Source organism: Tessaracoccus sp. O5.2 (genome assembly GCF_964266725.1).
Lineage (GTDB): Bacteria > Actinomycetota > Actinomycetes > Propionibacteriales > Propionibacteriaceae > Arachnia > Arachnia lapidicapta.
The window spans coordinates 37,322-61,740 of sequence record NZ_CAXWGV010000007.1; the positions used below are offsets into that span (position 1 = coordinate 37,322).

General features: G+C 70.3%; 19 protein-coding genes and 1 tRNA gene. 4 read left to right on the top strand and 16 right to left on the bottom strand.

Translation table 11 applies throughout. From position 1 onward, the window contains the following. Positions 1–5 precede the first annotated feature (5 nt). Both ACFQPD_RS04465 and ACFQPD_RS04470 read right to left on the bottom strand, forming a co-directional pair. Entirely contained in the window at positions 6–1,076 is a 1,071-nt protein-coding gene (locus tag ACFQPD_RS04465; protein ID WP_385898861.1) for a class 1 fructose-1,6-bisphosphatase, read from the bottom strand. A gap of 22 nt (positions 1,077–1,098) precedes the next feature. After that, on the bottom strand, positions 1,099–2,475 hold the full coding sequence (locus tag ACFQPD_RS04470) for a ribulose-bisphosphate carboxylase (RefSeq protein WP_385898864.1): 1,377 nt from the start codon (positions 2,473–2,475) through the stop codon (positions 1,099–1,101). A gap of 161 nt (positions 2,476–2,636) precedes the next feature. Here ACFQPD_RS04470 and heR point away from each other — a divergent pair, with 161 nt between their 5' ends. Next, positions 2,637–3,386, top strand: coding sequence for a heliorhodopsin HeR (heR, locus tag ACFQPD_RS04475; protein ID WP_385898867.1), 750 nt, complete (start codon positions 2,637–2,639; stop codon positions 3,384–3,386). 70 nt (positions 3,387–3,456) lie between these two features. Here heR and ACFQPD_RS04480 read toward each other — a convergent pair. The 4 genes from ACFQPD_RS04480 to gyrB all read right to left on the bottom strand — a co-directional run bounded on the left by ACFQPD_RS04480 (position 3,457) and on the right by gyrB (position 9,418). Continuing rightward, a tRNA-Ile gene (locus tag ACFQPD_RS04480) sits at positions 3,457–3,533 on the bottom strand. A gap of 343 nt (positions 3,534–3,876) precedes the next feature. Beyond that, entirely contained in the window at positions 3,877–4,761 is an 885-nt protein-coding gene (locus ACFQPD_RS04485; RefSeq protein WP_385898870.1) for a DUF3566 domain-containing protein, read from the bottom strand. After that, complete coding sequence (gene gyrA, locus ACFQPD_RS04490; protein WP_385898873.1) at positions 4,754–7,375, bottom strand: DNA gyrase subunit A; 2,622 nt, start codon at positions 7,373–7,375, stop codon at positions 4,754–4,756. Before gyrA ends, ACFQPD_RS04485 begins: the two co-directional genes overlap by 8 nt. A gap of 45 nt (positions 7,376–7,420) precedes the next feature. After that, the gene (gyrB, locus tag ACFQPD_RS04495; protein WP_385898940.1) at positions 7,421–9,418 is read right to left on the bottom strand and encodes a DNA topoisomerase (ATP-hydrolyzing) subunit B; all 1,998 of its coding nucleotides are present in this window, start codon (positions 9,416–9,418) and stop codon (positions 7,421–7,423) included. 456 nt (positions 9,419–9,874) lie between these two features. Here gyrB and ACFQPD_RS04500 point away from each other — a divergent pair, with 456 nt between their 5' ends. After that, complete coding sequence (locus tag ACFQPD_RS04500; RefSeq protein ID WP_385898876.1) at positions 9,875–10,621, top strand: sulfite exporter TauE/SafE family protein; 747 nt, start codon at positions 9,875–9,877, stop codon at positions 10,619–10,621. 3 nt (positions 10,622–10,624) lie between these two features. Here the strand turns inward: ACFQPD_RS04500 and ACFQPD_RS04505 are convergent, their stop codons facing one another. Both ACFQPD_RS04505 and ACFQPD_RS04510 read right to left on the bottom strand, forming a co-directional pair. After that, complete coding sequence (locus tag ACFQPD_RS04505; RefSeq protein ID WP_385898878.1) at positions 10,625–11,950, bottom strand: M23 family metallopeptidase; 1,326 nt, start codon at positions 11,948–11,950, stop codon at positions 10,625–10,627. A 148-nt stretch (positions 11,951–12,098) separates the two neighbouring features. Continuing rightward, the gene (locus ACFQPD_RS04510) at positions 12,099–12,722 is read right to left on the bottom strand and encodes an SIMPL domain-containing protein (protein WP_385898881.1); all 624 of its coding nucleotides are present in this window, start codon (positions 12,720–12,722) and stop codon (positions 12,099–12,101) included. A 46-nt stretch (positions 12,723–12,768) separates the two neighbouring features. On the opposite strand from ACFQPD_RS04510, the gene ACFQPD_RS04515 reads away from it, so the two are divergent. Beyond that, positions 12,769–13,293: a DUF721 domain-containing protein gene (locus ACFQPD_RS04515; RefSeq protein WP_385898884.1), complete on the top strand. Its 525-nt coding sequence runs from the start codon at positions 12,769–12,771 to the stop codon at positions 13,291–13,293. Between the two features lie 6 nt (positions 13,294–13,299). On the opposite strand, the gene recF is transcribed toward ACFQPD_RS04515, so the two are convergent. The 6 genes from recF to ACFQPD_RS04545 form a co-directional block, all read right to left on the bottom strand. After that, a complete protein-coding gene (recF, locus tag ACFQPD_RS04520; protein ID WP_385898887.1) occupies positions 13,300–14,448 on the bottom strand; it encodes a DNA replication/repair protein RecF in 1,149 nt (382 codons plus the stop codon). An 8-nt stretch (positions 14,449–14,456) separates the two neighbouring features. Then, positions 14,457–15,338 carry a phosphogluconate dehydrogenase (NAD(+)-dependent, decarboxylating) gene (gene gnd, locus ACFQPD_RS04525; RefSeq protein ID WP_385898890.1) on the bottom strand — a complete coding sequence of 294 codons (882 nt, stop codon included), beginning with the start codon at positions 15,336–15,338 and terminating at the stop codon, positions 14,457–14,459. Positions 15,339–15,362: 24 nt separating this feature from the next. Then, complete coding sequence (gene dnaN, locus ACFQPD_RS04530) at positions 15,363–16,523, bottom strand: DNA polymerase III subunit beta (RefSeq protein ID WP_385898892.1); 1,161 nt, start codon at positions 16,521–16,523, stop codon at positions 15,363–15,365. A gap of 137 nt (positions 16,524–16,660) precedes the next feature. Beyond that, entirely contained in the window at positions 16,661–19,222 is a 2,562-nt protein-coding gene (locus tag ACFQPD_RS04535; protein WP_385898895.1) for an ABC transporter permease, read from the bottom strand. Positions 19,223–19,226: 4 nt separating this feature from the next. After that, on the bottom strand, positions 19,227–20,090 hold the full coding sequence (locus tag ACFQPD_RS04540; protein ID WP_078919907.1) for an ABC transporter ATP-binding protein: 864 nt from the start codon (positions 20,088–20,090) through the stop codon (positions 19,227–19,229). A 267-nt stretch (positions 20,091–20,357) separates the two neighbouring features. Beyond that, on the bottom strand, positions 20,358–20,522 hold the full coding sequence (locus tag ACFQPD_RS04545) for a hypothetical protein (RefSeq protein WP_385898897.1): 165 nt from the start codon (positions 20,520–20,522) through the stop codon (positions 20,358–20,360). Between the two features lie 72 nt (positions 20,523–20,594). Here ACFQPD_RS04545 and ACFQPD_RS04550 point away from each other — a divergent pair, with 72 nt between their 5' ends. Next, on the top strand, positions 20,595–22,220 hold the full coding sequence (locus ACFQPD_RS04550; RefSeq protein WP_385898899.1) for an FAD-dependent oxidoreductase: 1,626 nt from the start codon (positions 20,595–20,597) through the stop codon (positions 22,218–22,220). 192 nt (positions 22,221–22,412) lie between these two features. Here the strand turns inward: ACFQPD_RS04550 and ACFQPD_RS04555 are convergent, their stop codons facing one another. Beyond that, positions 22,413–22,673, bottom strand: coding sequence for a metal-sensitive transcriptional regulator (locus tag ACFQPD_RS04555; RefSeq protein WP_385898941.1), 261 nt, complete (start codon positions 22,671–22,673; stop codon positions 22,413–22,415). Between the two features lie 205 nt (positions 22,674–22,878). Beyond that, a complete protein-coding gene (dnaA, locus tag ACFQPD_RS04560; protein WP_068749554.1) occupies positions 22,879–24,216 on the bottom strand; it encodes a chromosomal replication initiator protein DnaA in 1,338 nt (445 codons plus the stop codon). Between the last annotated feature and the right edge of the window lie 203 nt (positions 24,217–24,419).

Sequence of the window (24,419 nt, forward strand, 5' to 3'; positions counted from 1 at the left end):
ACTCCTCAGGGTTCGATGAACAGCGTGCGGTGGTGGAACAGCGGGTAGGACTGGCCCTCGTCGAGCCCCCGGGCATGCTCGTCGACGTAGCGCTCGATCCGGCGCACCTCCTCGACGGCGCCGAAGAAGATCGGGATGCGCTGGGTCAGCGAGAGGGGCACGAGGTCGAGGATGCGTTCGCCGCCCGTCGTGGCCGCGCCGCCCGCCTGCTCCGCGAGGAACGCCAGCGGCGCCGCGTTGTGCATGAGCGGCATCCCCCACAGGCCCACGCGCCGCCCCGTGTCGGGCGCCATGAACAGTCCGCCGTTGACGAGGACCCGGAAGGCACCGATGACCGCCGAGGCGTTCCAGCGCATCGTGAAGTCGCGCCCGCGCGGGCCGTCGGAGCCCCGGAGGCATTCGTCGACGTAGCGCTTGGTCGGCGGCGGCCAGTGCCTTGCCTCCGACGGGTTGATCGCGAAGCTCCCGGAGCTCGTGGGAATGGTCATCTGGGGATGGGTGAGGACGAAGTTGCCGACGTCGCGGTCGAGGGTGAAGCCGTCGACGCCGTGCCCCGTCGTGAGGACCAGCATCGTGCTCGGCCCGTACAGGCCGATCCCTGCGCACACCTGCCGCGTCTCCGGCTGCATGAAGTCGGCCTCGCCGCACGGGCCGCCGCCGAGCCGCTCCAGGATCGAGAACGCGAGCCCGACCGTCTGGTTCTCGTAGAGCCCGCCCGACCCGTGGAGGGCCTCGGCGAGCAACAAGTATCGCGCGTCCAGGCCGGCCGAGATCTGGTGGATGCTGGGGTCTCCGGCGATCGACACCGCCGCCAGGCGGCCGATGCCGGCGACCCGCTCGAGCAGGGTCCGGGTGGCCAGGCGGCGCAGGCCGCGTTGAAGTGTCCCTGGCTCGCCCGCGGACCGGGAGGCGCCGCTGAGCGCCAGCGGCCCGCGGCTCACGAGCGAGGCGGTGAGCTTCATCGACACGGCGACGGCGCTGAGGATGTGCGCGTAGTCGTGGCCGGGCGGACGCTGCGGGCCGCGGGCCGCGTCCTGCACGTCGAGCAGGTACTGGGTGAACGTCTGATCCGACATGTCCGGTCCCGGTGGGTCCGGCTCAGCGGTCCACGCCGAGGGCCTGCCGCCAGCCCGGGTACAGGGCGTCGGCGTCGGCGGGGAAGGACTCGAAGGCCCGGGCGAACTCCCGGTGCCCGGTGGCCCACTCGACGGGGTCCGCGCCCGCCGCCCAGCACTCGTGCGCCTGTCGCAGCGATCGCCCGCCGGCAGCGGCGCCGTCGAGGTGCCCGTACGCGCCGCCGCCCGCGGTGTTGATGATGTTGGCGTGCCCCAGGTTGGCGAAGAACCCGGGCAGGCGCAGCGCGTTCATCCCGCCGGAGACGATGGGCGTGGTGGGCCGCATGCCGTGCCACTCCTGGTGGAAGGCCGGGCCCTGGTACTGGTCCCGCTCGCAGATGTACGCGATGGCGCGGTCGTCGCGGGCGCCCTCCATCTTGCCGTAGCCCATGGTGCCGACGTGGATGCCCGAGGCGCCCTGGAGGCGCGCCATCTTCGCCAGCACGTACGCGGTGTAGCCGCGCTTCGAGCTGGGGGACGTGACGGCGCCGTGGCCGGCGCGGTGGAAGTGGAGATACTGCCTGGCGAAGTAGCGCCGCGCGGTGGTGACGGCACCCGGCCCGCCGACGTAGCCGTCGACGAGGAACGCCACCTTGTCGGCGTCGGGGCCGAAGGTCTCGAGGATGAACTCGCCGCGGGCGATCATCTCGGCGTGGTCGTCGGCGGTGATGTTGGCGCTGAACAGCTTCGCCTCGCCGGTGTCGTCCATGGCGCGTTTCATCGCGTCGTAGACCAGGGGGATGGTCTGCTTCATGGGGGCGAACACCTGGTTGCCCTGGGGCTCGTCGTTCTTGATGAAGTCGCCGCCCAGCCAGAACTCGTAGGCCGCGCGCGCGAACGGTTCGGGGCGCAGCCCCAGCTTGGGCTTGATGATGGTGCCGGCGATGTAGCCGCCGTCGGTGACCGGCCGGCCGAGGACGCGCCACAGGTCGGCGATGCCCATGGACGGGCCGTCGAACAGGCTGATCGCGGCGCGCGGGACGTAGAAGTCGAACATCTTGGCGTACTCGATGTCCCCCATGCCCTGGTTGTTGCCGATGGTCAGCGTGAGGAAGGACACCATCATCATCCGGCCGTCGATCATGTTGCGGTCGAACAGGTCGAGCGGGTACGCGATGCGCACCTCCTCCGTCGCTTCGTCGGCGTGGTAGACGATGGCGTCGACGCCGCGGGTGAAGTCGTCGGTGGTGGAGACGTCGACGTTGGTGCCCGTCGACGACTCCGCGGCGAAGTGCGCCGCCGCCTCCAGGAAGGAGCCGGACTTCGGCCGCATCGTGTAGGCGCAGAGGATGTGCTTCCCCCCGGCGATGAGGTCGTCCTCACGGAGGCTGAGATCGGTGTAGCGGGCTGACTGGTCCACGGTGACTCCCACAGGATCGGATGGGCGGGCGACGGCGTGGGCGGTCTGGGTGTCGCGGTGCCACGTCGTCGTCGGCTCCTTGGGGTAAGCGTGCCCGTGCCCGCGCCGATTCCAGCGCCGAGCCGCCTCACGTGCACGTCGGGCTCAGCGGCGCTGCACTCATGTGCAGGGAGGCGGGGTATCGCCTGCGCACCCTCAACCTCGCAGCCGCAGCGCTGCACCTCGTCCAGGCGATCGTCGTGGTGATCCTCGCCACCGACTTCTCACTGCCGATCACCGCGGCCTACCTCGCCGGCCCGCCCGGGACGCCGCCGGGGCCCGCGACCGTTCAGGTGGACCTCCCCACCGGCCTGGCGGTGGCCGGCTTCCTCGCGCTCTCGTTCCTCGCCCACCTCATCGTCGCGACCGTGTGGTTCCCCCGCTACATCCGCGACCTGTCGCACAGGATCAACCGGGCGCGCTGGGTGGAGTACTCGTTCTCGTCGACGCTCATGATCGTCGTCATCTCGCAGCTCGTCGGCATCACGGATGTGGCGGCGCTCATCGGAATCGCGGGCGCCAACGTGTCGATGATCCTGTTCGGCTGGCTCCAGGAGAAATACGAGCAGCCCGGCGGCCGCGGATGGCTGCCGTTCATCTTCGGCTGCGTCGCGGGGATCGTCCCCTGGCTGGCGATCCTCTACTACACCGTCGCGCCGGGCTCCGAGGCCGAGCCGCCCGGCTTCGTCCACGCCATCGTGGTGTCGCTGTTCCTGTTCTTCAACGTCTTCGCCCTCAACCAGTGGCTCCAGTATCGCGCGAAGGGCCGCTGGGCGGACTACCTGGTTGGGGAGCGCAGCTACATCATCCTCAGCCTCGTGGCGAAGTCGCTCCTGGCCTGGCAGGTCTTCGGCGGCACGCTCGCCGGCTGACGCGTCGCGGTCCGGGTGGGGCGCCCGACCGGGACAGCAAAAGACCCGCGCCTGAGACGCGGGTTTGCGATGGTGGGCCTAACTGGACTTGAACCAGTGACCTCTGCCTTATCAGGGCAGCGCTCTAACCGTCTGAGCTATAGGCCCGTTCACCGACGCGTAACTCTAGCGCACCGTTTCGTCGCCCGGCAAACCGAGGCCTCCGTCGCCATGAACGACCTTGTCAGCCTGGTTTCCTAGCCTCCGGCGCCGAGCAAGAACTCGGGCAGGCCACCCGTCGGCGCCTGCGGAAATTCAGATCGCCTGCCCTGTAGAGCAGGCATCTGAACGCAGGGCAGGCGATGGAGAGACGCCTGCGCTGTAGGGCAGGCGCCGAGACGCGAGGCAGGCGCCCAGACGTAAGGCAGGCGGCCAGACGTAAGGCAGGCGCCGAGGCGCAAGGCAGGCAACTGATCACAGAACCGGAGGCACCTCAGCCAGCCAGGCGGGGTCAGTCCTCGGCGAGCGTGACCTCAAGGCCGCCCATCACGGTGGCCGCGAGGTTATACAGGAACGCGAACAGGGTCGACACCGCGGTGAGGATCACGACGTCGACCGCCGCGACCACCGTCGCGAAACCCAGCACCCGCGACATGCTCAGGAAGTCGCCGATGTTGAACGCCGTGTCCTCATCGCCGATCAGCGTGTTGATCAGCTGGTTCGTGGATTCGAGCGCCCCGGAACCCGCGAGCACCGACCACACCATGAAGGTCGCGGCCACCAGCATCACGCCGAACGCGATGGAGAACAGGAACGACGTCTTCATCACGGACCACGGATCGATCCGGGCCAGGCGCAGCCGCGCCTTTCGGGTCCGCCGCACCGTGCGGTGCGGAGCAGCGCCCTCGGCGGGCGTCGGCTCGTGGTGTTCCGCGACGGCGGCACCGGTCACGAGGCCGGCCGCGGCGCCGGACGCCGCTCCCGTCGTGGCGGCAGAACCCGCCGACGGACCACCCGGGGTGATGACGACGGCGCTGCGGGCCTTGGCCGCCCATTCCTGGGCCGCGCGGGCCGCCCGGCCGGCGAACGCCGGCAGCGTCCGGGTCTGCTCACTCCCCGACTCCCCCGTCGCGTCGGCGTCGGCGCTGGGACGTTCCTCATCGGTCGCGTCGGGATCGTCAGCCGCGCGCGACGGCGTGGTCACCGACGCCCCCGCGCCTCCGTCGCCCGGCACCGCATATCCGGCCCGGACAGGGGCCGGCGGGGTCTCGAGGGGCTGCCACTCGGCGGGACGTCCGTTGGCCTCTGTCTCCTCAGACGGGCTGGGGCGGTTCCGGGAGAAGTCCAGACCCCCCGCCCCGGACGCGGACGGCCAGCGCGGCGAGTTCTCACTCATCGTCGGCTACCCCCTCAGTGGTCGGCTCGGACGTCGCCTGATCGGCAGCGCTGTCCTCTACCGTACCGGGTTCGGCCTCCGCAGCATCGCCGTCGAAAGTAGCCGGATCGGCGTCGACTGCGTCGGCGGCCTCCGACTCGGGGTACAAGGCGATCGCGCCGACGGCGTCGTCGCCCTTGACCCCGACGAACTTCACCCCCATGGTGTCGCGGCCCTTGACGGGGACACCCGCCACCGCGGATCGCGTCACCTGCCCGGACACCTTGATGGCCAGCACCTCGTCGCCCTCGCGGACGATGAGCCCACCGACCAGCGATCCGCGGTCCTCGTTCAGCCGCATGGCCTTGATGCCCAGCCCGCCGCGACCCTGCACACGGTACTCGTCGACGGCGGTGCGCTTCGCGAAGCCGCCGTCGGTCACCGTGAACACGAAGCGGTCCGACTGGTCCTCATCCGCCCGCAGGACCGCCATGGACAGCAGCTCGTCACCGGAGCGGAACTTCATGCCAGTCACACCGGAGGTCGCGCGGCCCATGGGGCGCAGCTGGGCGTCGTCGGCGGGGAACCGGATCGCCTGGCCCTTCCGGGAGATGAGCAGGACGTCGTCGGTGGAGCTCACCAGCGACGCGCCGATCAGTTCGTCGGACTCTTCGCGGAAGTTGACCGCGATGACACCGGCCTGGCGCGGCGAGTCGTAGGCCTTGAGGTCCGTCTTCTTCACCAAGCCGTGCTTCGTGGCCAGCAGCAGGTACTCGGCGTCCTCGTAGCTGCGGATGGTCAACACCTGGGCGATCTTCTCGTCCGGCAGGAAGCTGAGCAGCCCGGCCACGTGGCCGCCCTTGGCGTCGCGGCCCGACTCCGGCAGCTGCCACACCTTCGCCCGGTACACGCGGCCGAAGTTGGTGAAGAAGAGCAGCCACTGATGGTTCGTCGTCGTGAAGAGGTGCTCCACCTCGTCGTCGGCCCGCAGCGCCGCGCCGCGGACGCCCTTGCCGCCGCGCTTCTGAACCCGGTACTGATCGGCGCGGGTGCGCTTGGCGTAGCCGCCGTGCGTGATGGTGACGACCACGTCCTCGTCGGGGATGAAGTCCTCCTCGGAGAAGTCGCCGTCGGCCGCGACGATGCGCGTGCGGCGGTCGTCGCCGTACTTGTCGACGATCTCCTGCAGCTCGTCGGCGATGATCTGCCGCTGCCGGGGCTCGTTGGACAGGATGTCCTTGAGGTCCTCGATGCGCGCCTCGAGCTGGGACAGGTGGTCGATGATCTTCTGCCGCTCGAGGGCCGCGAGGCGCCTCAGCTGCATGTCGAGGATCGCGGTGGCCTGGACCTGGTCGATGCCGAGCAGATCCATCAGGCCCTCGCGGGCGTCCTCCGTCGACGGCGAGCGCCGGATGAGCGCGATGACCTCGTCGAGCGCGTCAAGGGCCTTGACCAGGCCGCGGTAGATGTGGGCCTGCTTCTCCGCGTCGTCGAGCTGGTACTGGGTGCGGCGACGGATGACGTCGAGCTGGTGCTTGATCCACAGCGAGATGAACTGGTCCAGGCGCAGCGTGCGGGGCACGTCGTCGACGATGGCCAGCATGTTGCAGCCGAAGGTGTCCTGCAGCGCGGTGTGCTTGTACAGGTTGTTCATCACCACGCGCGGCTGGGCGTCGCGCTTGAGGACGATGACGAGGCGCTGGCCGGTGCGGGCGGAGGTGTCGTCGCGGATGTCCGCGATGCCCGTGAGTTTGCCGGCGTTGACGAGGTCGGCGATGCGCTGGGCCAGCGCGTCCGGGTTGACCATGTAGGGCAGCTCGGTGACCACCAGCATCTGGCGGCCCTTGTTGTCCTCCTCCATGTCGATGACGGCGCGCATGGTGACCGACCCGCGGCCCGTGCGGTACGCCTCCTCGATGCCGCCGCGGCCGACGATGAGGCCGCCGCCGGGGAAGTCGGGACCCTGGATGCGGTGCATCGCCGCGTCGAGGAGCTCCTCGCGCGTCGCCTCGGGGTGCTCGAGCGCCCACTGGACGGCGTCGTTGACCTCGCGCAGGTTGTGCGTCGGGATGTTGGTGGCCATGCCGACCGCGATACCGGTCGAGCCGTTGACCAGCAGGTTCGGGAACCGCGCCGGCAGGACGACGGGCTCCTCCTCGCGGTTGTCGTAGTTGGGCTTGAAGTCGACGGTGTTCTGCTCGATCTCGCGCACCATCTCGACGGCGAGCGGCGCCATCTTGCACTCGGTGTACCGCATGGCGGCGGCCTTGTCGTTGCCCTGGCTGCCGAAGTTGCCCTGGCCGGAAACGAGCGGGTGCCGCATGGCCCACGGCTGCGCCAGGCGCACGAGGGTGTCGTAGATGGCGGTGTCGCCGTGCGGGTGGTAGAGGCCCATGACCTCGCCGACGACGCGGGAGCACTTGTTCCACCCGCGGTCCGGGCGGTAGCCGCCGTCCCACATCGCGTAGAGCACGCGCCGGTGCACGGGCTTGAGGCCGTCGCGCACGTCCGGCAGGGCGCGCCCGACGATGACGCTCATCGCGTAGTCGAGGTACGAGCGCTGGATCTCGACCTGCAGGTCGATGGGGTCGACCCGACCCAGGGACGGGGGGACCAGAGTGCCGTCGTCAGCCATGCGTCAACAAACCTTTCGAAAACGTGGACATCGTCGCCGCGGGGATCAGATGTCGAGGAAGCGCACGTCGCGGGCGTTGCGCTGGATGAACGTGCGGCGCTGCTCGACGTCCTCCCCCATGAGGATGGAGAACATCTGGTCCGCCATGGCGGCGTCCTCGAGCGTGACCTGCAGCAGGATCCGGTTGTCCGGGTCCATCGTGGTGTCCCACAGGTCGTCGGCGTTCATCTCACCCAGACCCTTGTACCGCTGGATCGGGTTGACCTGAGGGAGCTTCTTGCCCTCCTCGAGGCCCTTGATCCGCAGCGCGTCGCGCTCGGAGTCGCTGTAGGCCAGCTCGTGCGGCGCGTTGGTCCAGCGCAGCCGGAACAGCGGCGGCTGCGCGAGGTAGACGTGACCGGCCTCGATGAGCGGGCGCATGAACCGGAACAGCAGCGTGAGCAGCAGCGTGCGGATGTGGGCGCCGTCGACGTCGGCGTCGGCCATGAGGATGAGCTTGTGGTAGCGCAGCTTCGCGAGGTCGAAGTCCTCCTGCATCCCGGCGCCGAGGGCGTTGATGATCGCCTCGACCTCCTTGTTCGCGAGGATGCGGTCGATGCGCGCCTTCTCGACGTTGAGGATCTTGCCGCGGATGGGGAGGATCGCCTGGGTGCGGGGGTCGCGGCCACCGCGGGCGGAGCCACCGGCGGAGTCGCCCTCGACGATGAACATCTCGCACTCGGACGGATCCGTCGACTGGCAGTCGACCAGCTTGCCCGGCAGGCCGGAACCGCCGAGCAGACCCTTGCGGGAGCGGGCCATGTCGCGGGCCTTGCGGGCCGCGATGCGCGCCTGCGCCGCGGACTGCGCCTTGCGGACGATGTCCTTGCCCTCGGCGGGGTTGCGCTCGAACCAGTCGCCCAGCCGGTCGTTGAGGACGCGCTGCACGAACGACTTCGCCTCGGTGTTACCCAGCTTCGTCTTGGTCTGGCCCTCGAACTGCGGCTCGGAGACCTTGATCGACACGATGGCGGTGAGACCCTCGCGGATGTCGTCGCCGGAGACGCGGTCCTCCCGCTTCTTGATCAGCCCCCACGACTCGCCCCACCGGTTGACGGTGTTGGTCAGCGCGGCCCGGAAGCCCTCCTCGTGCGTGCCGCCCTCGTGCGTGTTGATGGTGTTGGCGAACGTGTAGACGCTGTTGGTGTACGACGAGTTCCACTGCATGGCGATCTCGACGCCCATCCCCTGCTCCGGGGCGTGGGCCTCGACAGCGATGACGGTGGGGTGGATGGTGTCCTTGCCCGCAGACAGGTACTTCACGTAGTCGATGAGGCCGTCGTCGAACTGGAACTCGTCGTACGGGGTGTCGGTCTCGCCCTCGTCGCCGGTGGCGACCTGGTGGTCGGCGCGCAGATCGATCAGCGAGATCCGCAGGCCCTTGTTGAGGAACGCCATCTCGCGGAAGCGCGTCGCGAGCGTGTCGTAGTTGTAGCGCGTGGTCTCGAAGATGTCCGGCGAGGGGTAGAACGTGACCGTGGTGCCTGTCTCGGTGGTCTCCTCGAGGCGCTCGAGCTCCGTGACCGGGACGCCGAGGTGGAAGGTCTGCTGCCAGCGGTAGCCGTCGCGGCGGACGTCGACGATGAGCTTGTCGGACAGAGCGTTGACCACGGACGAGCCGACGCCGTGCAGGCCGCCGGAGACCTTGTAGCCGCCGTCGCCGAACTTGCCGCCGGCGTGGAGCACGGTCAGCACGAGCGTCACGGTGGGGATCTTCTCGACCGGGTGCTCCTTGACCGGGATGCCGCGCCCGTCGTCCTTGACGCGGACTCCGCCGTTGTCGAGGAGTTCGATCTCGATGGAGTTGCAGTACCCGGCCAGTGCCTCGTCGACGGAGTTGTCGACGATCTCGTAGACCAGGTGGTGAAGGCCGCGCTCGCCGGTGGACCCGATGTACATGCCGGGGCGCTTGCGGACCGCCTCGAGGCCCTCGAGGACCGAGATCTGATCGGCGTCGTAGCTGCCGGAGACCGTATTGTCCGCCGTGTCGAGCAGCCCTTCCATGCGCTCCGTGGGGGTGAAGTCCTCGTCTGCCTGCACGTCGTCGGTCACTTTGCTCCTGTCCACACAAACGGGCGCCGGGCTGGCCGGCGCCGTTGATCGTCCCAATTCTACCGTGGTCACGCCCAAAACCGGACATCGGAGCGGGGTGAATATGGCACTGGGACGCGACCAGAGCCGGTTTGGCGCGGACGGTGGAGGCAGATGCAGGGTCCCCTATCCCTCTGGGGGCCGTAGGGCGCCAGATCGGCGCAAGGGTTTGAGCCTGATTCTGGTGTCGAACAGGAATGTAACGATCCAACGCGAAATTCCGGGTTTGAGACTCGATTCAGGCTCAACAGCGGGGCACGAACCGCGAATCAGGCTCATCCCATCGCCGCACGCCGCGTGTCAGGCTCAACACGGTTGGGTCCGGCAGGGGCCGCCGGGGTAGCCTGCCCGCGACAGAGGGAGACCCCCGTGGAGTGGACATGGATCGCGGCCGGCGCCGCCGCGCTGATCATCGGCATCGCCAAGACCAGCTTCGGCGGCCTCGGGTCCATCGCCGTCGCGCTCCTGGCCCTCGCCCTGCCGACGAGGGAGTCCACGGCGGCCGCCCTCCTGTTGCTCATCACCGGCGACATCATCGGCGTGATGCGCTACCGCCGCTCCGCCGACTGGTCGCTCCTGCGCGCCCTCCTGCCCTCCGTCGTGCCGGGCATCCTCCTCGGGGCGTTGTTCATCAACGTCGTCGACGACCTGGTCCTGCGCCGCTCCATCGGCGCGATCCTCCTGACGTCCGTGCTCATCCAGCTCGTCATGACGACGCTGGCGCGACGCCGCGCACCCGACCCCGCCGACGCAGGCCCCCCGCATCGCGCGCTGACGATCGGCGCGGGCGTCGCGGCCGGCTTCACCACCATGGCCGCCAACGCCGCCGGCCCCGTCATGGCGGTCTACCTGCAGCTGGCCAAGGTCGAGAAGATGCGCTTCCTCGGCACATCGGCCTGGTTCTACTTCATCGTCAACGTGGCCAAGACCCCGCTCACCGCGTCCCTGGGGCTGTTCACGCCGCAGGTCCTGGTCACGGTCGCGTGGGGGATCCCCGTCGTGCTCGTCGGAACCATCATCGGCGTCGCCCTCATCCACCGCGTGCCACAGCGCGCGTTCGACGTCATCACGCTGCTGACGTCGATCCTCGCCGCGGGCGCCCTGCTCTTCGTCTGAGCGTCAGGCGGCGGGGCTCGGCTCCGCCGTCGGCTCGGGCGCGGCCTCCGACGTCGGGGCGGGCTCCGGCGCGGGCTCCTCGGCGGGGGCCGGCTCCGGCGCCTGGGTCGTCGGCGGAGGGGCCTCGGTCGTCGGGGGCGGCGGGGGCGGGGCGGGTGTCGTCGGCTCGGGCGCGGGTGAGGACGCCGCCTCCGTGGAGGGGGAGGCCACCGACGCCGCCGCGACCGGACTCGACTCGATCGCCGACGGCGTGGGCGAGGGATCGCTGACCGCCGGTGACGGCGTCAGCGACGGCGACGGGGCCGGCGACGCGACCGGACTCGGAGACGGCGAGACCGACACCGACGGCGAGGGAGACGGCGACAGCGACGGGCTCGGCGACCACGACAGCGACGGTGAGGGCGACGCGCTCGGCGACGGCGAACCGCTCGGAGACAGCGACAGCAGCGGGCTCAGCGACGCCGACGCGCTCGGGCTGGGCGACACGGACGGCGTCGCCGACGGCAGCGGCGAGGGCATGTCCGGCACGTCGAAGAACGCGACCGAACTCAGATCCACCCGCGACGGCTTGCCGTTGAGCCACGGATCGGGGTCGGTGAACTGGCCGTTGGCGATGACCTCGAAGTGCAGGTGACACCCCGTCGAGTAGCCGGTGTTCCCGACCCGCCCGATCCCGTCGAGCGCCTCGACGACCTGGCCGACGCGCACGCCGATGGCGGACAGGTGGTTGTAGGTGGTCACAACGCGGTAGCCACCGATCCACCCGTGGTCGATCTTCACCTGGACGCCGTTGCCGCCGGCCCAGCCGGTCGCGACGACCCGCCCGCCCGCGGCCGCGCCGATGGGGGTGCCGCACGGGGCGGCGAAGTCCAGCCCGGTGTGCAACTTCCAGCGGCGCAGCACCGGATGGAACCGCATGCCGAACGCCGAGGTGCGCCGGCCATTGACGGGCTGCGCGAAGAGGTCGCCGTCAACGACGTCCCCGAGCGATCCGATGCTCGGTTCGGCGGAGATGGTCGGCGGCGCCGAGGGCGGCGGCGGGTCAGGGACGCGGGGACCCTCGAGCGGGGCGATCTCGGGCGTGGGGGCGCTGAAGGGGTCGAAGGTCAGCTCGCGGTCCTCGTTCCGCGCCAGTGCCTCGACCGCGACCCGCATCGGGAGGCTCGGCAGCTCGGCGGCCGCGAGGACCGGGGAGGGGGCCGCGGAACTCACCGGGGCGGGCACTGCCTCGAGGGCGGTTCGGGGATCCTGGGCGGTGGCGACGGCGCCTCCCACCAGGGCAGCCGAGATCGCCGCCGCGATCACGGATGACAATCCCTGCAGTCTCATCCAGTCCCCCCACCGGTCAGCTGCCCGTCTCTCATGTAACCACGGCTGGGCCCCGGTGGGAAGGGTTCTGCTGAAGAGATCTCAGCCGACTCTCAGGGCCTCGACACAGGCCGCGCTTTGCCCTGTGGCGAGACGATCCCCGGCGGTGTCAGCGCGCGTCGAACTCCACCGTCAGCGTCGCCGACAGGTCCACCTCGCCGGGGTCGAGGTCGAACGACGGCGCCGCCTCGGCCATGCGCATCGCCGAGCGGGCGAAGGTGCCGGGTGCGCCGCCGTCGGTGATCGACACCACCTCGAGGCTGCCGGTGCCCGCCGCGGCCGCGATCCATTCGGCGCGGCGCCGGGCGCGCCCGAACGCGTCGGCCAGCGCGCGGGGCTGGAGGTCGGCGACGGTGGCGTCGCGCAGCCGCCAGTCGAGCCAGCCGATCTGCACGCCAGGGACCGTGGCCAACTCGCCGAGCAACGGCCCCGCGACCGTCAGGTCGTCGAGCACGACGCTGCCGCGCACCTCCGCGGTGTGCTGCGCCGGCGCCGGCCGGCCCCGCTCGTCGACGGGCGTGGCGGTCCAGGTGCGCAGCCCCGACAGGGTGAGGTCGCGGGCCGCGCCCGAGGCGACGGCCTCGGCGAGGCGGGCCCGCAGCCGGTCGGCCAGGGCCGCGGTGTCGGCGATGACGGGTTCGCGGTCCGCGCCGCTGAACCCGAGGGTGAGGGTCACCGCGACGCACTCGGCGGGCAGGGTGACGGTGCTGGTGCCGGTGACGGTGATGCGCATGTCTCGAGCGTAGGTGTCGCGGGCGGGGGCCGGTACCCTCGAGATCATGAGCGAGGAGGCGCACGACCCCACCGGGCTGGAGCTGGCCTCGGAGATCGCGCGCGCCGCCGTCGAGTCCGCCGCGTACGGGCCGACGCTGCCGGAGCCGGCGCCGCCGAAGCCGGTCCGGCGCCGGCGAGTCTTCCAGGAGCAGCGTTCGGGGGCGCACCCCAACGAACGCGACCCTCAGCGGGTGGGCGACGTGCTCGAGTCGGTGATCCAGGCCAGGGGTTGGCAGCGCCGCATCGGCCTGTCGACGGTCCTGCGGCGGTGGCCGGAACTGGTCGGAGAGGCCAACGCACAGCACTCGAAGCCCGTCGACTACGCCGACGGCGTCCTGATCGTCGACTGCGACTCCACGGCCTGGGCCTCCGCGATGCGTTACGCCGCCTCGCAGATCGTCGCGACCCTCAACCGGAAGCTCGGGGACCGCACGGTGCTGCGGGTCGAGTTCCGCGGCCCGAAGCCCCCGAGCTGGAAGAAGGGCACGCGCTCGGTCAAGGGGCTGGGACCCCGCGACACCTACGGCTGAGCGCCCCTACGCCTCGGGTCCGCTGACCGTCCCCGCCTCGACGCGGAACCGCCGCTCGGCGGGGAAGTCCGGCACGTCCGCCCCCACCGCCGCGGTGATGAGGACCTGCTCGGCGTCGGCGACGGCGGCGGCCAGCCGCTCCCGCCGCGACACGTCCAGTTCCGCGAACACGTCGTCGAGCACCAGCACCGGCTGGACCCCGTCGTCGCGGACCAGCGAGAAGCCGCCGAGCCGCAGCGCGAGCGCCAGGGACCAGGACTCGCCGTGCGAGGCGTAGCCCTTCGCCGGCAGAGCCCCGATGCTCAACTCGACGTCGTCGCGCTGCGGCCCCACCAGCGTCACCCCCCGCGACACCTCGTCGCGGCGCAGCCGCTCCATCTGCTCCAGCAGCCGCCGCTGCAGCTCGGCCCTGACGTCGTCGCCGGGCATAGCGCCGAGGTCCAGCCCCGTCTTGTACGTGGCGTCGATGCGGTTGTTGACCGGCGCGATCGTCTCGTAGGCCCGCTGCGCGTGGGGCAGCACGTCCGCCAGGGTGTCGAGCCGGGCGTGCAGCAGCTCGGCGCCGAGGGCTGCGAGCTGCTCGTTCCACACGGTCAGCGTCACGTCCTCGTCGCCGCCGGTGGGCACGAACGAGCGCCCGGCCATGCCCTTGAGCAGCGCGTTGCGTTGTTTGAGGACCTTGTCGTAGTCCTGCCGCACGCCCGCCATCCGCGGCCAGCGCGTCACGATGAGCGAGTCCAGCCAAGCGCGTCGGTCCGAGGGGTCGCCGCGGACGATTCCCAGGTCGACGGGCGAGAACACCACGGTGCGCAGCGCGCCGACGATGTCGCGCGCCCGGGCCACCGGCGCCCGGTTCAGCCGCGCCACGTTCGAGCGCCCGTTGGCGATCTCCAGCTCCAGCGAGATGACCCGCTCGTCCTCCGGGCCAGCCTGAACCTTCGCGCGGACGACGGCGGTCTCGGCGCCGGCCCTGATGAGCGGAGCGGTGGCGGACACGCGGTGCGAGGACATCGTCGAGAGGTACTCCACGGCCTCGACGAGGTTGGTCTTGCCCTGCCCGTTGGCGCCGACGAACACGGTCACGCCCGATGACAGCGTCAGCGACGCCTCCGTGTAGTTGCGGAAGTCGACCAGCGCCAGTTCGGTGACGAACACCGAGCCGGTCAGTCCTTCGCGGGCGCGACGGCGTGGCCGCCGAACTGCTGCCGCATGGCCGCGACCATCTTCATGGCCGGCGAGTCCTCCTGCCGCGACACGAAGCGGGCGAACAGGCTGGCGGCGATCGTCGGGACCGGCACCGCGAGGTCGACGGCGGCGTTGACCGTCCAGCGGCCCTCGCCCGAGTCCTCGGCGTAGCCCTCGATGCCGTCGAGGTGCGGGTCCGCGTCGAGCGCGTGCGTCATGAGGTCCAGCAGCCAGGACCGGATCACGGTGCCCTCGCGCCACGACTCGAACACCTCGGGCACGTTCTTGACGATCTCAGCGGTCTCCAGCAGTTCCCAGCCTTCGGCGTACGCCTGCATGAGGCCGTACTCGACGCCGTTGTGGACCATCTTCGCGAAGTGCCCGGCGCCGTGGTCGCCCGCGTGCACGAAGCCGAACTCGCCCTCAGGCTTGAGCGCCTCGAACACGGGCATGGCGATCTCGACGGCGTCCGCGGGCCCGCCGACCATGAGCGCGTAGCCGTTCTCCAGGCCCCACACGCCGCCGGAGACGCCGCAGTCGAGGAACCGGACGCCGGCGTCGGCCAGGTAGGCGGCGTGCCGGGCGTCGTGCGTCCACTTCGAGTTGCCGCCGTCGATGACGATGTCACCGGGCGACAGCAGCGGCTTCAGGGTCTCGATGAGCGCGTCGACGGCGTGGATCGGCACCATGAGCCAGATGACGCGGGGCCCGTCGCCGAGCTGGGCGATGAGGTCCGCCTCGTCGGCGGCGTCGGAGATGGCCGGGTTGTGGTCGAGACCGACGACCTCCACGCCGCCGCGGCGGAGCCGCTCGCGCATGTTGCCGCCCATCTTGCCGAGGCCGATCAGACCGATGCGCATGGTGGAACCTCCTGGGTGGACGGGTCAGTTCGGCAGGCGCATCAGCATGATGACGTGCCGGTAGTCGACGAGCGGGTCGCCGTCGATGGTGGCCAGCCCCATGATGAGACACGGCTTTCCGGGCAGCGTGAACGAGAAGTGCGCGTAGGGGGCGTCGAGCGCCGTGAGGGCGTCGAGCAGGTAGTGCGGGTTGAAGCCGGCGTCGGTGATGGACTGCTCGTCGCCCACGACCTCCACCTGCGCCTCGAGCGCCTCGGACGCCTGCGCCTGGTCTCCGGTGGCGGCCTCGAGCGCGATGTGGTCGTCGTTGATGCGCATCCGCAGCGGGGTGTTGCGCTCCGCCACCAGCGACACGCGCTTGACCGCGGCCAGCAGGTCTCCGGTGTTGACCCGCACGCTGACCGTGGCATCGACATCCATGAGGTGGCGGACCTTCGGGAACGCCTGGCTGAGCAGGCGGGTGGTGGCCTCGCGGGTGCCGCGGGCGCTCTCGCCGACGAAGCCGGCCAGGCCCTCGCCCTCGGCCTCGGTGGTCGACAGCGAGATGGTCACGGTGTCGCCCGACGTCATGGACTTGGCCGTGTCGGCGAGCACCTTGCCCGGGACCAGCACGGCGCCCTCGACCGACGGCGACGACGGGCGCCAGGTCAGCTCCTTGAGCGCCATGCGGTAGCGGTCGGTGGCCAGCAGCGACAGCGATTCGCCGTTGATCTCCATCTTGACGCCGGTGAAGACGCTGAGCAGTTCGTCGCGACCGGCGGCCACGAACACCTGCCCGACGGCCTTCTCGAACACCGCGGCATCCACCTCACCGGTCTGGGTGGGCATGTCCGGGAGCGTGGGGTACTCGTCGACGGGCAGCGTCTGGAGCGTGAACCGCGCCTGGCCGCACGTCAGCTCGACCTTGGAGTGGTCGGCGACGAGGTCGACCGGCTTGTTCGGCAGTGAGCGTGCAATCTCGGCCAGCAGGCGGCCCGAGACCAGCACGGTGCCTTCATCGGTGACCGTGGCGGGCAGCGAGACCTTGGCCGACGTCGTCGAGTCGAAGCTGGACATCGTCAGGCCCTTGGCATCCGCCTGGAGGAGCATGCCGGCGAGGATCGGGGCGGTCGGACGGGTGGGCAGGCTCCGTGCCACCCAGGCCACAGCGTCGGCCAACGCGTCGCGCTCAACTCGGATCTTCACTGGTTCCCCTTCGATACTCGCCAACTCAACATGGCCCGCGGACCCGGGCTGCACCGATGCGACTCGGCGGCCGTGGATACTTGACCGTCGCCTGCATCATAGCCGGGCGCGTCGGCCGGTGCGCCAGGCCCGAACCGCTACTCCGTGGCGATCGATTCCAGCACGTTGAGGCGCGCCGCGCGCCGGGCGGGACCCACAGCCGCCAGGACCCCGAACAGCCCCGCGACGAGCACGAACCCGGCCAGCTGCAGCCACGGGATGACCAGAATGTCGATGCCGTCGTCGCGGAGCAGCGACACCAGCACCGAGCCGAAGACCACCCCGAGCACGACGCCGAGCACGGCGCCCAGCGTCGCGACCATGACGGACTCGAGCGTGACCATGCGCCGCAACTGGGCGCGCGTCATGCCGACCGCGCGCAGCAGCCCCACCTCCCGGGTGCGCTCCATCACGGACAGCCCGAGCGTGTTGACGATGCCCAGCACCGAGATGATGATCGCCAGCGCCAGGAGGGCGTAGAGGATCGAGAACAGCTGCGAGAACTGGGAGATGCGGGCGTCGATGAACTCCTCGACGTCGGCCACCACGACGGTGGGCAGGTCGTCGGCGGCCGCCTCGAGGGCGTCGCGGACGGCGGCCTGGTCCGCGTCGTCGGCCGTGAACACAACGAGGCGCTGGACGAGCGACGCGTCGCCCAGCTGCGCATACGTGTCCAGGTCGACGATGATGTCGCCCAGCTGCAGCCCCGGGCCGCCGTCGTGGATGCCGGTGACGAGAAGCCGCACGGTGCCGCCCGTGGGGGTCGGCAGGTCGAACAGCTGGCCGAGCGTGAGGTCGTGGTCGTCGGCGACCTCGCGGCTGATCACCGCGGGCGGGGCGCCGCCGTCGCCGCTGAGGGAGCCGGCGATGAGCTCCAGGCTGCTGGCGCGGGTGAGGCCGTCGGCGGAGGCGCCGCTCAGCTGTACGGGTTCGTCGCCGATGCGCGTGATGCCGCGGTAGAACTCGTAGACGTCGGTGACGCCGTCGACGGCGCGGACCTCGTCGATCACGGTGGCGTCGAACGGCTGGTACGCGACGGGGCTGAGGGTGAAGTCGCCGCGCTGGTCGGCGGTGAGGCGCTCGCGGATCGACGTCGTCGTGCTCGCGGCGAGGATGGCGACGGTCGCGACGAGGGCCAGCCCGATCATGAGCGTCGCGGCGGTGGCCGCGGTGCGGCGCGGCTGGCGGACCGCGTTGAGCCGCGCGAGCCGGCCCACCTCCCCGAAGAGTGCGCGGTAGGCCGCGCCGAATGCGGCGATCAGCGGGGTGCCGACGACCACGGCGGCCAGCACCATGCCCACCAGCAGCAGGACGGCGCCGACGCCGGCCCACCACAGCGGCTCCGGCACGTCGAGCCAAACGGCACACACCAGGGCCGCCACGCCGATCTCGATCATGGCCATGCCCACCATCGGCAGCCCGCCGATCCGCTCCGGGCCCGACTGGGCGGCGGCGGCCATGGCCTCCACCGGCCGGACCCGCGACGCCTTCCGCGCGGGCAGCGCCGCCGCGACCAACGTGATGACGATCCCGATGGCGTACGAGGCGACCACCGCCTGCCACGCGATGGTCGGCACGGCGGTGCCGAGGTCGATGCCGAAGGAGCGCATCGCGACGAGGATCCCCCAGGCGAGGCCGTAGCCGACGCCGAGCCCGAGCGTCGCGCCGACCAGTCCGATGGCGAGGGCCTCGCTCAGCACGGCGACGCGGACCTGGCGCCTGGTGGCGCCGATGGCGCGCAGGAGCGCCAGCTCGCGCGAACGCTGCGCCACGAGGATCGAGAACGTGTTGAGGATCAGCAGGGTCGCGACGAGCAGCGCGATGCCCGCGAACACCAGCAGGAACGTGTTGACGAACCCGAGCCCGACGTCGAGCTGCTCCTCGATCTCGGCGGCCAGATCGTCACCGGTCTCCGCGATGAAGCCCTCCGGGAGCCCGGCTTCGACGGCGTCCGCGACCGTCGCGGGGTCCGCGCCGGGCTCGGTCACCACCCACGCGGCGTAGAAGCCCTCGGCCCCGTCCTGCACGATCTCCTGGGCCTCGTCGAGGGTGAAGAACAGGTAGCTGGCGCCCGCGGTCGCGCCCGCCCCGTAGGTGCCGGTGCCGACGAGGGTGTAGCTCTTGAGCCCACTGCGGGGGGTGGACACCTCGACGGTGTCGCCGAGGACGTAGCCGCCGCGCGTGACGGTCGCGGGGTCCATCATGAGCTCGTCGGCCGTCTCTGGCGGCCGACCGTCGACCACCCGGGCGCCGACCTGGCCGCCGGCCGCGGGGGCCTGGATCCAGTTCATGCCGACGCCGGGCGCGCCCGGGAACGACAACAGGTTGCCGTCCTTGTCCAGCGGGAAGATCTGGCTGCTGGAGACCATGCCCTCGACCTGCGCCACGCCGTCGACGTCGGCGATGGCCGCCACGTCGTCGGGGCTCATCAACACCTGCTGCAGGCCGGTGGTCTGGTCGAAGCCCTCGATGCCCACACCTTCGGCGGACACGTTGACGTCCGCCAGGGCGCCCTTGACCAGCTGGTCGAAGCTCGACGACAGCAGGTTGGTGAACAACAGCGAGCCGGCGACGAACGCGACGCCCAGCACGATCGACAGGGCGCTGAGCACCAGGCGCACCTTGTGCGCCCAGAGAGACCTCCAGGTGGCGTGCAGCATCCGCTCAGCCCATCAGGGCGCGGCGCGCGATGGAACGCTCGACGGTGGGCTCCTCATCGTCGACGGGGCCGGCGTGCGTGGGCGCGTGGCCGCCGTCGCGGTAGACGGGCTCGGGGGCGGGGCGCCGCTGCGTGGCGTCGGTGCGCGGGTAGATGTGCGACATGGCGCTCAGCAGGTCCTCCTGCGTGGCGCCGCGGAGCTCGTGGACGATCCGCCCGTCGGAGAGGAACACGGCCCGATCGGCGTAGCTCGCGGCGTGGGCGTCGTGCGTGACCATGACGACGGTCTGGCCGAACTCGTCGACGCTGCGCCTGAGGAAGCCCAGCACCTCGGCGGCCGACGTCGAGTCCAGGTTGCCCGTCGGCTCGTCGCCGAAGACGATGTCGGGCCGGTTCATGAGCGCGCGGGCACAGGCGACGCGCTGCTGCTGGCCGCCCGACAGCTCCGTCGGTTTGTGGGTGAGCCGGTCGCCGAGGCCGAGGACCCCGACGACGCGCTCGAACCACTCGTCGTCGACGGGGCGGCCGGCGATCCGCAGCGGCAGGACGATGTTCTCGCGCGCCGTGAGCGTGGGAACGAGGTTGAACGCCTGGAAGATGAACCCGATGCGGTCGCGCCGCAGGACCGTCAGGGGCGTGTCGTCGAGGGTGGAGACCGCGGTGTCGCCGATGTAGACCTCGCCGGCCGTGGGGGTGTCGAGCGCCGCCATGAGGTGCATGAGCGTGGACTTGCCGGAGCCGGAGGGCCCCATGATGGCGGTGAACTCGCCTTCGTGGATGTCGAAGTCGACGTTGTCGAGCGCGGTGACCACGGCCGACCCCGAACCATAGATCTTTGTCAGGCCCCTGGCCCGTGCTGCGATGCTCACCCCACCAAAGGTAGCAGCGGGCCCTCAGTGGCCCGGTTGCCCACATCACTGACTTTGAGGGGATTTGTGTAATTACATTCCAGCCTTACTCATAGCGGCTGTGGAACCGGTGGATAACCACCGTCGCCGCTTGTCAGGACATCGTCGTCCCTGTTGAACGGCTGTGGATCACTGGAAAACTACACGGGGAGTATTTGTGGGTAGGGCCGGGGCGGGAAGTTATCCACATCCCGGCCCCGGCCCGTCTCACACGGTTGTCCGCAGGTGTCAGCGGCCCATCACGCGGCTGAAGAAGCCGCCGCCGGCGTTCTGGTTCTGGTGACCGCCGCACCACTGGTCGGCAGGCACCATGCGCTTGACGTTCTCGACGTGGTTGCCGCAACCGGCCCAGGTCGTCTTGCCACACACTCGACACTTAACGGGACTGCACATAGATGTTCTCCTTCAGGTTTCTCGGTTACCCCGGTTAGACCACCATACCCCCAGGGGTATATAGTTCGCAACATGAGAGTTGTGATTGTTGGTGGTGTTGCTGGTGGGATGAGCGCGGCCGCGCGGCTGCGTCGTCTGGATGAGTCCGCGGAGATCGTCGTGGTGGAGAAGAGCGGCTACGTGTCGTTCGCCAACTGCGGCCTGCCGTATCACGTCGGCGGGGTGATCGAGGAGCGGTCGGCGCTGCTGTTGCAGACGCCCCAGGCGCTCTACGACCGGTTCCGCCTGGACGTGCGCGTCGGCGTCGAGGCGGTGCAGATCAACCGCCAGTCGCGCGAGGTGATCGTCCGCGACGTCGCCACCGGCCGCGAGGAGACCCTGAGCTACGACAAGCTGGTCCTGTCCCCCGGCGCCAAGCCGCTGATGCCGCCCATCCCGGGCATCGAGCGTGCGCTGCCGCTGCGCAACGTCGAGGACACCGACCGCATGCTGGAGGCTGTGCAGGGTGCCGAGACTGCCGTCGTCATCGGCGGCGGCTTCGTCGGCCTCGAGGTTGCCGAGAACCTGCTGCACCGCGGCATGAAGGTCGCACTGGTGGAGGCACTCCCCCAGGTGATGGCCCCTCTGGACCCCGAAATGGTCGTCCCCGTGCACGACGCCATGCGCGCCGCCGGCATCGACCTGCGCCTCGGCTCCGGCGTCACCATCATCGGTGAGCACGACGTCACGCTGGCCGACGGCTCGACGGTGCCCGCCGACGTGGTGGTCGCCGCGATCGGCGTGCGTCCCGACACCGAGCTCGCCAAGGCGTCCGGCCTCAAGGTCGGCCCGCGCGGTGGACTCCTGGTCGACCACCGGCAGCTGACCAACGATCCGCACATCTACGCCGTCGGCGACGCGGTCGAGAAGAACGACGCCCTGAGCGACGAGCCGGTCCTCGTGCCGCTCGCCAACACGGCCAACCTGCAGGGACGTCGCGTGGCCGACGACATCGCGGGCCGCGGCAAGCCGGCGCGCCCGGTGCGCGGCACCGCCATCGTCGGGCTGCTCGGACTCCAGGTCGCCGCGACGGGCTGGAACGAGAAGCGGCTGCGCGACGCCGGACGGGCCTACCTCGCGATCCACACGCACCCCGCCTCGCACGCCACGTACTACCCGGGCGCGTCGACGATGGCGCTCAAGCTGCTCGTCGATCCGGCGACCGGGGAGATCCTGGGCGCGCAGGGCGTCGGCCGCGAGGGCATCGACAAGCGCATCGACGTCATCGCCACGGCCATGACCGCCGGGATGACGGCGCCGGAGCTGGCCGAACTCGAGCTCGCCTACGCGCCGCAGTTCGGCTCCGCGAAGGACGCGGTCAACATGCTCGGCTTCATCGCCGAGAACCGGCTGAGCGGCTGGGAGAAGTCCGTGCAGTGGCACGAGGTGGCGCAGCGGCAGGCCGAGGGTGCCGTCGTCATCGACGTGCGCACGCCGGGCGAGTACGCGGCGGGGGCCATCCCCGGTGCGATGAACATCCCGGTCGACGAGCTGCGCGACCGCATGGACGAGATCCCCGGCGGCGACGTGCCGCTGATCCTCCACTGCGGCGTCGGCATCCGGAGCCATGCGGCGCTGGCGGCGCTGCGTGACTCGGGTCGCGAGGTGCTCAACCTCGACGGTGGCTACACCACCTGGCGGGCCGGCACCGGCATCTGACCGGGCGGGCCGGGCGGCGGACATCGCCGCCGGACATGGACCGGGGCGCGATCTCCCATGGTGTGCGGGAGGTCGCGCCCCTTCGTCGTGTGTGGGGTTGCGGTGTCGCTCGAGTTGGGGACGCCGGAGGTGGGGCGGTGCTGGGCTCAACCACAGCCCCGCAAGACCCGGAGGCAACCTCCAGAGGGTCGATCAGGCCAGGCTGAGGAAGAGCTTCTCCATCTTCGCCTGGTCGAGCGGATCGGGCTCGGGCTGCTCCATGCACTGGCGCAGACCGATGGAGATCGTCGTGAAGCCGGCGCGGTCCACAGCTTTGGACACCGCGGCGAGCTGCGTGACGATCTCGTCGCAGTTGCGCCCTTCCTCGATCATCCGGATGATCCCGGCCAGCTGCCCTTGGGCACGCTTGAGCCGCTTGACCACCGACGTCATCTGTTCCGGGTCCAGCTGCATCGGATCCTCCACGAATTCCATGGGACGAGTATACCCCTACCGGTATACGGAGGGAAGCCTCGGCCGGCGGCCATCTGCCGCCCGACGTTCCATTGTTGCGCGGAGGAGGGCTCGGAACAACAGCGGGGCCGCATACTGGGCCGATACCCCCACCCGGGTGCCGTGCGTGGCATGCCCCAGGGAGCAGGGGTATCGACGGCGCCGCTCAGGACTGCTTGATCTGGTTGGTGAGCTCGGTGACCTGGTTGAACAGGTCCCGATCCACGCCGATCTTCTCGTTGATCTTGCGGACCGCGTGCAGCACCGTCGAGTGGTCGCGTCCGCCGAACTTGTTGCCGATCTTGGGCAGCGACATGTCCGTCAGCTCCCGGCACAGGTACATCGCGATCTGCCGCGCCGTCGCGATGGTCGCGACCCGGCTGCTGCCGATGAGGTCGTCCATCGAGATGCTGAAGTAGCTGGCGGCGGCGTCCATGATCGCCTGCGCGTCGACGGGGGTGGCGTCGTCGGGCATGAGGTCGTTGAGGACCTGCTCGGCCAGCGCGACCGTGATCTCCTGCTGGTTGAGGCTCGCCAACGCCGCGACCCGCGTCAGCGCCCCCTCGAGCTCGCGGATGTTCGTGGGGATCCGCGACGCGATGAGCTCCAGCACCTGCGTGCCCGCCGTGAGTCGCTGCGACGCCACCTTCTTGCGCAGGATGGCGATGCGGGTCTCGAGGTCGGGCGGCTGGATGTCGGTCATGAGGCCCCACTCGAACCGCGACCGCAGCCGAGGCTCCAGGGCCTCCAGCAGCTTCGGCGGCCGATCGGAGGTCATCACGATCTGCTTCTGCGCGTTGTGCAGGGTGTTGAAGGTGTGGAAAAACTCCTCCTGCGTCTGGATCTTCGACTCCAGGAACTGGATGTCGTCGACGAGCAGGACGTCGACGTCGCGGTAGGAGCTGCGGAACTCCGCGGTGCGGTTCGACGAGATGGCGTTGATGAAGTCGTTGGTGAGTTCCTCCGTCGAGACGTACTTCACCCGCAGCTGCTCGTAGTAGCTGGTGACGTAGTGCCCGATGGCGTGCAGCAGATGCGTCTTCCCGAGGCCCGACGGTCCGTAGATCATCAGCGGGTTGTACGACTTGCCCGGCGTCTCCGCGACGGCGGCGGCCGCGGCGTGCGCGAACCGGTTGGAGGAGCCGGCGACGAACGACTCGAACGTGTAGCGCGGGTTCAGCCGCACATCCTGGGGGCGCGATCGCGGGGCGGCCCGGCGGGGTTCCTCCGTGGGCTCGGGCGCGGGCGGCGACTCCGGCTCGGCGACGAGCTCCGGGTTGATCATGACGGCCAGGTGCGTGTTCTGGCCACACAGGGAGCTCAGCCGCTCCTCGATCTGGGGCCGGAGCCTCGTCTCGATGCGTTCACGGGTGGTCTCGTCCCCGACAGCGACCATCAGGGTGCTGCCGTGCATGTCCAACGGCTGGGTGCGCCGGAGCCAGGCCCTGGTCGGAACGTCCGCCGAGGCGATGACGTCGTTCCACAGGCCCGCCAGGTCCGGCATCGGTGATTCGCTCACCTCACCCACTTCCCGGCGGTTCTCCCCCGCCTGCACTCAATGTCCACAAGGTTGTCCACAAGAGGGTATAACTCACCTCCGGGGACCGCCCACCGGCACTCACCTGTGGATAAGCTGGAAGGCAGGACAACGAAGTTAGTACCGCAAGGGGCCAGGCGCAAGGCGATTTGGACGACACGCCGGGCGCG

Bases quoted from the DNA above. Each gene is read 5' to 3' on its own strand.
- ACFQPD_RS04465 (WP_385898861.1), bottom strand. From the start codon at position 1,076: ATGTCGGATCAGACGTTCACCCAGTACCTGCTCGACGTGCAGGACGCG.
- heR (WP_385898867.1), top strand. From the start codon at position 2,637: ATGTGCAGGGAGGCGGGGTATCGCCTGCGCACCCTCAACCTCGCAGCC.
- ACFQPD_RS04485 (WP_385898870.1), bottom strand. From the start codon at position 4,761: ATGAGTGAGAACTCGCCGCGCTGGCCGTCCGCGTCCGGGGCGGGGGGT.
- gyrA (WP_385898873.1), bottom strand. From the start codon at position 7,375: ATGGCTGACGACGGCACTCTGGTCCCCCCGTCCCTGGGTCGGGTCGAC.
- gyrB (WP_385898940.1), bottom strand. From the start codon at position 9,418: ATGGAAGGGCTGCTCGACACGGCGGACAATACGGTCTCCGGCAGCTAC.
- ACFQPD_RS04505 (WP_385898878.1), bottom strand. From the start codon at position 11,950: ATGAGACTGCAGGGATTGTCATCCGTGATCGCGGCGGCGATCTCGGCT.
- ACFQPD_RS04510 (WP_385898881.1), bottom strand. From the start codon at position 12,722: ATGCGCATCACCGTCACCGGCACCAGCACCGTCACCCTGCCCGCCGAG.
- ACFQPD_RS04515 (WP_385898884.1), top strand. From the start codon at position 12,769: ATGAGCGAGGAGGCGCACGACCCCACCGGGCTGGAGCTGGCCTCGGAG.
- gnd (WP_385898890.1), bottom strand. From the start codon at position 15,338: ATGCGCATCGGTCTGATCGGCCTCGGCAAGATGGGCGGCAACATGCGC.
- ACFQPD_RS04535 (WP_385898895.1), bottom strand. From the start codon at position 19,222: ATGCTGCACGCCACCTGGAGGTCTCTCTGGGCGCACAAGGTGCGCCTG.
- ACFQPD_RS04545 (WP_385898897.1), bottom strand. From the start codon at position 20,522: ATGTGCAGTCCCGTTAAGTGTCGAGTGTGTGGCAAGACGACCTGGGCC.
- ACFQPD_RS04550 (WP_385898899.1), top strand. From the start codon at position 20,595: ATGAGAGTTGTGATTGTTGGTGGTGTTGCTGGTGGGATGAGCGCGGCC.
- ACFQPD_RS04555 (WP_385898941.1), bottom strand. From the start codon at position 22,673: ATGCAGCTGGACCCGGAACAGATGACGTCGGTGGTCAAGCGGCTCAAG.
- dnaA (WP_068749554.1), bottom strand. From the start codon at position 24,216: ATGCCGGACCTGGCGGGCCTGTGGAACGACGTCATCGCCTCGGCGGAC.